At 47.6% G+C, this 11028-nt stretch carries 9 protein-coding genes and 1 tRNA gene; 2 read left to right on the top strand and 8 right to left on the bottom strand.

Features of this window, described 5'->3' with window-relative positions:
- The first annotated feature begins 114 nt into the window (after positions 1–114).
- Entirely contained in the window at positions 115–1689 is a 1575-nt protein-coding gene (locus CJP72_RS20795; RefSeq protein WP_446714983.1) for an ABC transporter substrate-binding protein, read from the top strand.
- 130 nt (positions 1690–1819) lie between these two features.
- Positions 1820–1907 (top strand) — tRNA-Ser (locus tag CJP72_RS20790).
- Positions 1908–2250: 343 nt separating this feature from the next.
- Here CJP72_RS20790 and dalD read toward each other — a convergent pair.
- The 8 genes from dalD to CJP72_RS20750 all read right to left on the bottom strand — a co-directional run bounded on the left by dalD (position 2251) and on the right by CJP72_RS20750 (position 11025).
- On the bottom strand, positions 2251–3636 hold the full coding sequence (gene dalD, locus CJP72_RS20785; protein ID WP_162383217.1) for a D-arabinitol 4-dehydrogenase: 1386 nt from the start codon (positions 3634–3636) through the stop codon (positions 2251–2253).
- A 280-nt stretch (positions 3637–3916) separates the two neighbouring features.
- On the bottom strand, positions 3917–4783 hold the full coding sequence (locus tag CJP72_RS20780) for a class II fructose-bisphosphate aldolase (RefSeq protein ID WP_162383216.1): 867 nt from the start codon (positions 4781–4783) through the stop codon (positions 3917–3919).
- A gap of 17 nt (positions 4784–4800) precedes the next feature.
- Positions 4801–5697 (bottom strand): PfkB family carbohydrate kinase, encoded by an 897-nt coding sequence (locus CJP72_RS20775; protein ID WP_162383215.1) that lies wholly within the window; start codon positions 5695–5697, stop codon positions 4801–4803.
- 45 nt (positions 5698–5742) lie between these two features.
- Entirely contained in the window at positions 5743–6639 is an 897-nt protein-coding gene (locus CJP72_RS20770) for an aldose epimerase family protein (protein WP_162383214.1), read from the bottom strand.
- A gap of 37 nt (positions 6640–6676) precedes the next feature.
- Positions 6677–8050 carry an MFS transporter gene (locus tag CJP72_RS20765; protein ID WP_162383213.1) on the bottom strand — a complete coding sequence of 458 codons (1374 nt, stop codon included), beginning with the start codon at positions 8048–8050 and terminating at the stop codon, positions 6677–6679.
- A 19-nt stretch (positions 8051–8069) separates the two neighbouring features.
- Positions 8070–9485, bottom strand: a complete 1416-nt coding sequence (locus CJP72_RS20760) for an MFS transporter (protein WP_162383212.1) — start codon at positions 9483–9485, stop codon at positions 8070–8072.
- Between the two features lie 160 nt (positions 9486–9645).
- Complete coding sequence (locus CJP72_RS20755) at positions 9646–10653, bottom strand: zinc-dependent alcohol dehydrogenase (protein WP_162383211.1); 1008 nt, start codon at positions 10651–10653, stop codon at positions 9646–9648.
- Between the two features lie 51 nt (positions 10654–10704).
- Complete coding sequence (locus tag CJP72_RS20750) at positions 10705–11025, bottom strand: hypothetical protein (protein ID WP_162383210.1); 321 nt, start codon at positions 11023–11025, stop codon at positions 10705–10707.
- Between the last annotated feature and the right edge of the window lie 3 nt (positions 11026–11028).

Below are 11028 nucleotides of genomic sequence, written 5' to 3'. Positions count from 1 at the left end.
TAACATGACGCCAATTAAGAGTGGTGATGTCCTCATCAACATATCAATAAGGTAAAGGGAATGGCTCAACTCAACCCGAGGGTGTTTACGTTTACGCTGTTAGCCGTCAGTTTGATGCCGATAACCAGCGCAGCGTGGGCTGCGAATGTTCCCGCCGGAACGGTATTGGCAGAAAAACAGGAACTGGTCAGAAACAACGGTAGCGAACCGGCATCGCTGGACCCGCATAAAGTTGAAAGCAATGTCGAGTTTGGGTTAATCAGCGATATGTTCGATGGACTGGTTGCTGTCACCCCGGAAGGGGCGATTGAACCGCGACTTGCCGTATCATGGGAAAATAAAGCCAATACGGTCTGGACGTTCCATTTACGCCCAGGGATCACCTGGTCTGATGGCTCGGCTATTACAGCGCAGGATATCGTCTGGAGTTGGCAGCGTTTAGTTTCGCCCAAAACAGCCTCACCGTATGCGACCTATCTGGGGAATATGCATGTTCTGAACGCCGCAGAGATTGCGCAAGGCAACAAAGCGCCTGATACGCTGGGGGTCAAAGCTGTCAATGACAGAACCCTGGAAATCACCCTAACGCAGCCAACCGCCGCTTTTCTCGCAATGCTGGCCCATCCCTCTCTGGTGCCGCTGGATAAAGTCCTGATTGGCCGTTTTGGTGATAAATGGACAAAACCCGAACATTTCGTCAGCAGCGGAGCATACACGCTTTCGCAATGGGTGGTGAACGAACGGATTGTGACGGTGCGTAACCCTCACTACTGGGATGATCAGCATACGGTTATCAATAAAGTCACCTGGCTGCCCATCAGCTCTGAAGCGGCGGATGTTAACCGCTACAAAGCAGGAGAGATAGACATTGTTTATACCGTGCCGGTGAACCAGTTCGCGCAATTGAAAAAAACAATGGGCGAAGAGCTACGTGTCGCCCCACAACTGTCAACCTATTACTACCAGTTCAATACCACCCGCGCGCCGTTCAATGACCCGCGAGTTCGCCGTGCGCTGAATATGGCGCTGGATAAGGACATTATCGCGCAGAAAGTCATGGGGCAGGGGCAGCGCGAAGCCTGGGTCATCAGCCAGCCTGATATTGGCGGCGTGACACTGCGTGCGCCTGATTATGCTTCCTGGCCACGGGACAAACGCATAGCAGAGGCGAAAAAACTGTTAGCCGAAGCGGGATTTGGCGCGGAACATCCGCTTTCGTTTAATTTACTTTATAACACTTCGGAAACGCATCAGCGTATTGCCATTGCGGCGAGTTCAATGTGGAAGAAGAATCTCGGCGTAGAGGCGAAATTACAGAATCAGGAGTGGAAAACGATGCTTGATACCATGCATACCGGTAATTTTGATACGGTTCGTTATGCCTGGATAGCGGATTACGATGATGCGGCAAGTTTCCTGAATACATACCGTACTGGCGACAGTGAAAACACGAGCAAATACAGTAATCCGGCGTATGACGAGGCGTTACATAATGCTGCGAAAGCAGCAACGGTCGCGGAGCGAGGTAAGTATTATCAGCAGGCTGAAGACTTGCTTGGGCAGGATGTGCCCGCAATTCCGGTTTATCACTACGTTCGCACCCATCTGGTGAAGCCGTGGGTAGGCGGATTTGTCTCCGACAGCCTGGGAAATTACTACAGCAAAGATATGTACATCAAAAAACATTGATGGTTTGCGCTGAATAAATGGTCAATTTGTTGTTATTTCATGCTGTTGACAATATTTTGACTGTTTTTCAGGCAAACGAACGCTTTGGTGCTTTACAGGTCAGTTCGGGATGTTTATAGTGCGCCTCATTGGAAGCGTGGCCGAGCGGTTGAAGGCACCGGTCTTGAAAACCGGCGACCCGAAAGGGTTCTAGAGTTCGAATCTCTACGCTTCCGCCAAATACAAAAAAGGGGTTACCGAAAGGTAACCCCTTTTTTATTGTCGTTTTATCCATAAGTTGACATATTGGAACCGTAAGCCGACATAACTGTACTGGATGATGTTAACTACCAGATGCTTATGGAAAAAATTGAAGTGCCAGTACAGAACATTGAAGGGCGTAAACGTTTAAGAGATGTTAGCTCTTTATGGAATTACGCCTTTCCCGTTGAGTTGCTCTGACCTGTTGATACTGACATCTGGACGCTATCAGCTCTGAGGCCTCCGGAAAGGCCTCGTAGTGAGGACTGAAGCTGTCGGCTGGCGTTGGGTGTAATCCAGGAACACACAGTACGCTTTGCTTTAGTGTTGGGTTTTGAATGCCTTAAGAGCTGAATAAACTTCAGCTATTTTTTCACGAATCAGCGTCTGGAAATCCTCGCTCTCCGCTAACGAACCAAACAGCGCTTTATTGCACGCGAAGTCGGATATCGGATCGCTGTTGGCAAACATGTTGTGAACGCCCTGGATATCAAGAATGCTGTCCTGGTATTCGTAAGGCAGATTTCCTTTATGCCATTGTTCCATAAGCACAAAGAACAATGCAGGCAGCATGGCGGTTGCCACTGGCCGTGCCCCACGCTGGTAGCACTCTTGTAAGGTCGGCAAAATCATCGCCGGAATTTTGGAAGAACCATTCGATGCGACGCGTTGATTGGTGTCCTGGATATGCGGGTTGGTGAATCGCTTGAGTACTACATCACGGTAACCTTGCAAATCGATACCGTTATCACCAAGACATGGAATGACGTCTTCCGTGACATAGCGGTTGGTAATGTCATAGATAAAATCGTTAATGATGCTTTCATGAATAAACTGCTTGCCCGCTAAAGTACCAGCCCAGGCAACACAGTTGTGCGAGCAATTGAGGATTCGTATCTTCGCTTCTTCGTAAGGGATAACGGAGTCAACCATTTCAACGCCGACAGCTTCCAGATTTGGCCGCACATCGCGGAAGTTATCTTCCACCACCCACTGAATAAATGTTTCCCCCATCACCGGTGCTTTATCATCAATACCGGTTTTAGCTTTAACACGAGCCGGGAGTTCATCGGATGGGCGAGGCGTGATGCGGTCAACCATGGTATTTGGGCAGGTTGCGTTTACTGTCATCCAGTCAATGACGGCTTGTTTGCCAGTTAACTCCAGGAACTGTATCAACCCGTCGCGAAAGCGTTCACCGTTATGTCGAACATTATCGCAGTTTAGCAGCGTAACGGGTCCTGCATTCGTCGTCATACGTTGTTCGAGGATGCTGGCGATCGTGCCATAAATTGTTTTGCGATCACCCTGCAGATCGCTGGATAAATCGGGGTTACTGACATCCAGTTTATGGCTGGTATTCAGGTAATATCCGCCCACTGTGACAGTGAAGGCGATGACTTTCGTGTTTGGGTTGGCGCCTTCATCAATTAGTGGTTGTAGTCCTTCCTGCCACGGCAACAGCTTTTGAATCGACGTGATTTCCTCATATTCCCTTATGCCGTCCGGGCTGACCGTTTCCAGTACATATCGTCCATTTTGCGCCTCCAGAGCCTGGATGACATGTTCGGCATCGTTACGAATATTACCTGCAGCAATATGCCAGCTCGTGTCTCCTGATGTAATCAGTCGATGCAAGTACCATGCTTGATGTGCGCGATGAAAAGAACCTAATCCAATATGTAACCATGTATATTGAGTATTCATGTACTGTTCTCCTTATTCATATATGAATAAAATTAGTTAACACTATCTAATTAATTTATTTCATTTTATGCTTGCAATATTCACTATGGGGTGAATATTGCAGTTGACGATAATTATCACTCATTGCCTGAGCAGTTAATTTGTGTCCGAAGATATACAGCGGGTACTGGAACGATGCTGAGAACAATGTGATCTCATTTCGAACTGATAAATTATGGCTGAAGGATAATATGATCCCTTCAGCCAGGCTGAATATAAATATAAACAAACAGAAATCAGGTTATGCTTTCTGAGCGCTACCAAAAATGTCCATCAGACGAGCGACATGCTTTTGTGTTTCATTTACTACAATCAGCTGAATCTCATGGTAAAAAGGTTCATTGGTTGCATTGGTTGCCTCTTTAATTAAATCACCAAGAGACTGAGACAACATCGTAAAGTAGTTTAGCTTACGAATGCCACAGGCTATCGCTTCTTGATATGCCCCATCATCCAGCCCCGATCCGCCATGCATTACCAGTGGTACATTTACCGTCTTGTGGATTTCAGACAGGCGATCAAACTCTAGTTTTGGCGTTTCGCGGTAAACACCGTGGCCGGTACCGAATGCGACTGCTAAAGCATCGACCTGTGTTTCTTTCCAGAACTGCAGTGCCTGCTCTGGGGTCGTCAGAAACTGTTCATCTGCTGAAATCTCAACATGAGTCTCAGGCAGGTCTCCTGTTTCAGCATTTGAAACATGACCGACTTCACCTTCAATTGACACTTTATGTTGACGAGCCAGTGCTACTGCCGCTTGGGTATTAGCAATATTCTCTGGCAAAGAAAGCTGAGATCCATCGTACATGATAGAAGAATAACCAGAGCGGATAGCCCGTTCACACACTTCAAGCTGTTTACCATGATCGAGATGAATCACAACCGGAATACTTGCTTCGCGGGCGAGTTGTACCAGAGAAGGCCCCATAATTTCCGGTGGCGTAAAACGAAACTGCCCTTGTCCCTGACTAATAATAACGGGGGAACGACGCTGCTCAGCCGCTGCAATTATTCCTCGGGCCATATTGATATCAATAGCATTAAACGCGCCAACCGCATATTTATGTTTAACTGCGTCAGCAAGAACTTCTTGTAGTGTAACTAACATATATTTACCTGTATGGATTATGAGTGTTGCTCAAGGAATTGTTCGAGTTGATTCCGGTTCGGGATGCCTTTGCGACCGCCTTCCTGTGTACATTTCAGCGCTGCAACAGCATTGGCAAATCTGATTGCCTCGTGTGCAGGGCGTCTTTCAGCGATGGCAACGGCTAATGCGCCATGGAATACGTCGCCAGCGCCTGTTGTATCCACGCACTCCACCTTGAAGGAGGGGACATGTCGCACGTCATCACCGTCCAGCCAGTAGCATCCTTCAGCGCCACAGGTTACATAGACGGTGCCAGCCGTTTTTTTCTGCGCCATTTTCAGGGCATCGGCGATCTCATTTTGCCCGGTGAACAAAAAGAGTCCTGGCATAGAGAAGGCCAGATGATCACCGTGTTCGACTAACTCGTCCATACGACTGGCGCCTAAATCCAGGTCAAGAATGGTCGGGATCTGGCGCTTTTTCGCCTCGGCCATCAGCCAAAGCGCACCTTCAGGCCAACTGGTGTCACATAATAAGCAATCGGCTCCATCCAAAATATCAGCGTTTAACCAGTCTGTGTCGGTGGGACATTTACTGTCCCGAAAAACGGTAATCTGCCGTTCACCCGCAGGATCAACGTGAATCACTGCATGCGAAGACTGCATTTCCTGAAAGACATGCATCTTGCTGACATCGACACCCCATTCGGCCAGATCTTTACGGATCAACTCGCCGTTGCTGTCATTGCCGAGTCGACTGATTAGCACGGTTTCCGCCCCTAAACGGGCACTCGCGACTGCCGCGGTGGCTGCAACGCCGCCACCATTTTCGAAGTAGCCTTTAGCAAAATATTTCGTCGGCTGGTCCGGGATCTGGTCTGTTTCAAAAACACGGTCCCATACCGCATTACCCAGACATACAATTTTTTTCATCGTGATGATTCCTTATTTAGAAAAGGTAACGGAATGCTGCTCTGACTATAATTTCGCGACCTGCCAACGGGTCACTATTGTCAGAGGGTTGCCCTTACTAACCAGAGAAGGTGATGTGTTAATTCCGTTCGGTGGCCCTGAAAGTGGTTCTACGCAGGTTGCATCGGGCTGCTTGTCGAATACCACGAGGGTTTTGCTGTCAGATGTCATGATCAACTGTATTTTTCCAGGCCATGTCATCGTTACCGAAAGATTGTCACTGAATCCAAATGTGTCGTCCCATGGGGCCGGTTGTGGTGCAATGCGTTTGCCATCGGGTAGTTCGTCTGCACCGGTCTTTTCCTGCCAGTCAGCGTTAAACGCAAGTTGCAGGCTCTCTTCTGGCGTGCCTTCGCTGGCATTACCACACCATTTTTTAAACCACGGATGCCAGCCTGCAGCGGCAGGAAATTCCTCATCGTCTGTTTCAATAGTCAGACTGAGTACCAGCGCGTCTGACTCAAGGGAAACCTGCTGGATAACCCGACCACGCCACGGCCAGGGTTCCTCGAGGGTGAATTCAAATTCTGCGTAATTTGATGAGTGTTCGAGTATTTTCCATGGCGCGAAGCAGGCCATTCCATGCATGGCAAAGGGCGGTTTGTTCGCTGGCATGGAATAACTGTGGTCGTTGAAATTAAACTGCGCACCACTCATGCGACCGACCCATGGGATCATGGGAAAGCTTCCATACTGGAAGGCTCGCCGTTCCGGGTGCCACTGGCGGAGCAGTTCCTGATTAAAGGCAGTGAATGAAGTAAGGCGGCATCCGTCTTCAGGATGGATAACAACCTTAATATTATCATTTTGTAGCAGTACGCCATCGGCATGGGGTCCCGGCCAGTTTGTGTCAAAGGCCTGACGGAGAGCCATGAAATGAGTATCTTTAGTGAGTTGATTCATAATCATACACCTGGTTTATTTGAGTCAAAATTAATGGTTACGGTACCGTTGTTGGGGATTGCTGCGTGATAGCCTGTCGGATTGCCCGGACGCAGAACAAGGAGAGTAAAGCCGTGGCTATCAGATAAGAGGCCACGTACCATGGCTTACCGTCCCCTAATGACAACAATACGGAGGCGATCAATGGCGTCATACCACCGAGAATGGCGGAAATTTGGTACGCCAGTGACAAACCGGTATAGCGAACGTTGGTATCAAACATGCGGGCGTACATGGTTGACTGAACAGCGAACATCATCGTAGGGCCAAAGTTGTAACCGATAACCATCGCCAAAACGATTAATACAGGATTTTGAGTATTCAACAGCAAGAAAAACGGAATGGCGTAAACGACGCAAAACGCCGATCCCCACATATATATCTTACGCTGGCCAACCCTATCCGATAACCAGCCAACGAATGGGCAAAATAGCAAACCGATGGCTGAAGCAATTAGCATTCCTGTTAGTGGAACTTGCTTATTCATCGCGAGTTCAGTCGCGAGATAAGCAATACCAAATGCGTTGATAATATTGGATGAAACCGCCTCAACTAAACGTGTACCTAGAGCAAGAAATATCTCCTTTGGGTGCTTGCGGAAAATTTGCACCAGAGGGATTGACTCCTTTTTCTTTATTTCGGATTCACTGCGATTTTTCTCAGGAACCTGTAACAAATCCTGTTTTTGACGTATTTTCTGTTTTTTTGCGTCTTTAAAGTCCCCAGTCTCTTCAATATGAAGACGGATATACATCCCAACAATTAGCATCACAGCCGATAACAGAAAAGGGATACGCCAGCCCCAACTCATAAATTGTTCTGGGGTGAGCAGTGTGTTACACAACGCAAATACCCCTGTTGCCAGCATAATGCCTGCACAGGATGACATTTGTATAATGGAGCCAAAAAATCCCCGACGGTTATCCGGCACTGACTCGTAGGTCATCAGTGCCGCGCCGCCATACTCCCCACCAAGTCCAAAACCCTGAATCAAACGCAGCAGTACGAGCATAATCGGTGCCGCAATACCGACTTGATCATACGTTGGCAGCAGGCCTATCAAAAACGTGGAAATACCAACGATCAGCAACGTCCAGATTAGTGTGATTTTTCGACCAACCAGATCGCCGTAATGACCAAATACTATTCCACCAAGTGGTCTGGCGAAAAAACCAATACCAAATGCTGCAAAGGAAGCAATAGTCCCGAGCGTCGGGTTTTCTGACGGAAAAAATAAGGGGCCAAAAACCAGTCCGGCGGCAGTACCGAAGATGAAAAAGTCATACCATTCCAGTAATGCACCGGTAAAACTGGCAATAATAACTTTATTGCGTGCAGCACTTCCGGTCTTGCTGTCGTATCGGGTATCCATGATTGATATCCTTTTGCTCTTACTGATGTTGTCTGAGTTGCTTCAGTACTTCTTCATCTTCAGCATCAACGTTGCAACCGACGGGTTCCCATTTGATCAGCTTACAAACTACACTGCCGATAAACGGAATAATCGCCAGCAGGAAGAAAGCATCGGTATTGAATTTTCCCCACAGCATTGGCCAGAAAATTAAGCCTGCGATCCCACCCAGACGCATGACACCACGAACGAATCCAATACCGGCTAAGCGGATGGAAGGCGGGTAAGAGAGCGTGGCAATCGTCATCCCCAGACCACCAGGACCGGCAGAATGGAAGAAGATGATGGCGCCAAGCAGAGACAGCGACAACCAGGGGCTTACCTGTGGCCAGAAGGCCAGAGCGATTAATGCTACGGTGACGACAGAGAAACCGATCATTGAGAGTCTGCGGGCGCCAAAGCGGGTAATAATGAGCGAACCAATAGCGCCCCCACTGATGCCGCACAAAGCGTTGACGACGGCGGAGCCTGCCAACGCATTAGACAGTCCTCCCTGCAAAATGGTGGCAAGGGTCAACGGGAGATATAAGCCTACGGCACCGTATTGCCATGCCTGCATGACTGAAACCACACTGCCAATAACGGTACGGGGAAGATATTTTTTCGTGAATAATATCCGGTAAGCGCCTTTAACACTTTTCTTCGGTTCAGCAAATCCAGTCGTCAGATTTTGACCCGGTTTAGCATTTACTCCGTAGCGTGATGCCAGGATCTTACAGGCGAGATCATATTTTCCGACTCGTGCTGCCCAGACCGCAGATTCACCGATAAAGAGAAGACGCAGCAGGATAACGGCTAACGCGATTGCCGCTCCAATAAAGATGCCATAGCGCCATAACTCTTCATCCACGATATTGGAGAAATGCAGCGAAATCAGAACCAGATAGACTAACGATGTTGAGATATACCACATCATTTGCCATAAGTTGACTGAGGTTCCTGACTTTTTCGATGCCGTACCGCGCAACTCTGCAATGGCGCTGGCCGCCAGTGGGAAATCAATACCCAGTCCGAAGCCCATCACAATACGACAGATCAGTAACCACCAGATGTCGGGGGTAAAACTGACGGCTAATGAGCCCAGGCTACACATACCAAGACCAATAACGAAGGCGAAGCGTTGACCAAACATATTGATCACACGATTCGATAGCAGGCCACCAAAGAGTGCAGCAACGATGACCGAAGCATTGACGGTTGCTGTCAAACCGGGTGAAAGTCCAAACTCTTCAGCAATATATTTATTTCCGAAGCCAATCATTGCAGCCTGATAGGCATCAATCAGGACCCCTCCCAATGAAATCATTACCAGTAATCCAGAGCGAGCTAATGGATTCTGACTTATAATATTAATGACATCTTGTGGAGAGTTAATCGTTATAGAGTGGGTTCTCATGGTGGAATTATCCCCTGGGGAATTAATTATCTTATTCTGGCATTCTGTAACTTGGCTCATTTTGTTTCTTTTGCCCATTCGCCATAAATATTAATGAGAATACTCCCAGTGCTTCTTTATATTAAAAGCACTGGGGTATGATTTAATTAATTTTTAGATATTAGAGGTCTGCAAATTTAACCAGAACTTTAATTGAGTCAGCTTCTTGTGCCCGAGTAAAAGCTTCCGCAGCGTTTTCTACATCGAAAACATCGGTAATTAAATCGCTGGTATCGAACAGACCGTCTGCCAGCCATTCAATAGCAGCATCAAAGTCATCAGGCAGATACATCCCAGAGAACATCAGATCACGCTCAAAGCGCTGCATGTGCGCCATCGGGATTTCGACATTACCGCTCGGGACGCCCATACACATCACGGTTCCCCCCGGCTTCACTTTCAGACAGGATTCCATGATCGTGGCCTGATTACTGACAACATCAATAACGCCCGTAAAGCTCTCATCTCCCAATTCGCCTGGTTTTAAGGTCCGGCAGGCACCGTATTTTTTCGCCAGCTCGCTTTTGTTCTGATCCGGCTCAATCACTGTGATTTTTTGGGCTCCCATAATTTTTAACGCCTGCACTATTGACAGTCCGATTGTTCCGGCACCAATTACCAGTACATCTTCAAGCGTTTCTTTTGGCATCCGGTTAACGCAGTGTCGTGCGCAGGTAGCAGGTTCGGCAAAGGCCAGAACTTCCCAGGAGAGTGATTTAGGCGCAGGGTGCAGGTTGCGTGCTGGCAGCACCTGTGATGAACGGGCAACACCAGGCGCGCGGAAGCCAGCGACGTACGGCGGAATACAGAGATTGAATCGACCTGCTTTACAGGCAGGGCATTCCATACAAGCCATAATAGGGTCAACGACAACATGGTCACCCACTTTTACATTGGTGACGTCTGCGCCAATTTCTGTGACTAAGGCTGCAATTTCATGACCAGGTACAATCGGCGGTTTACCTACCGGGTGATGTCCTTTCAATACATGCAAATCGGAACCGCAAATACCAACATATACCGCAGAGATACGAGCTTCATGCCCCTTTAATGGCTCGAATTTGATTTCTTTTTTTTCAGTAATCACTTCATTGATATTCGGAAATAAAATATTTGTTACGGTGTTCATTTTGTAACTCTCTATGTGATTTTGAAGGGTGTTTAAATCTGCGCTTATATATTATTGACTGCGCAGATTCTGAGATGATGATGAAAAATTGTTGGTATACTTATAACAAATATATTTTTTTATAATTTCACTTACATAATGGCGTGCTAAAGCACGCTCTTCTGACGCGCATTCCGTTTGAAGGAACAATGATGATGAAATCTGCTGCAACACGTTTTGCTGGCAAACATGCTTTGTTTTTACTGCCACGTGTCGCTGTTTTTCAACTACCGGTGGATGATTGTCAAATGTGGTTTGTTTGTGTCCATTTGTGATCATTCTGGAGAGTGTTTGTTTCGCACTTTGTACTGTAATGACAAGTAAGCTCGACATCGC

Source organism: Citrobacter sp. NCU1, from assembly GCF_010231475.1.
In the GTDB taxonomy this organism is placed as follows: domain Bacteria; phylum Pseudomonadota; class Gammaproteobacteria; order Enterobacterales; family Enterobacteriaceae; genus Citrobacter_D.
Note: the sequence above shows the minus strand (reverse complement) of the source record. Positions and strands in the feature narration are given on the sequence as shown.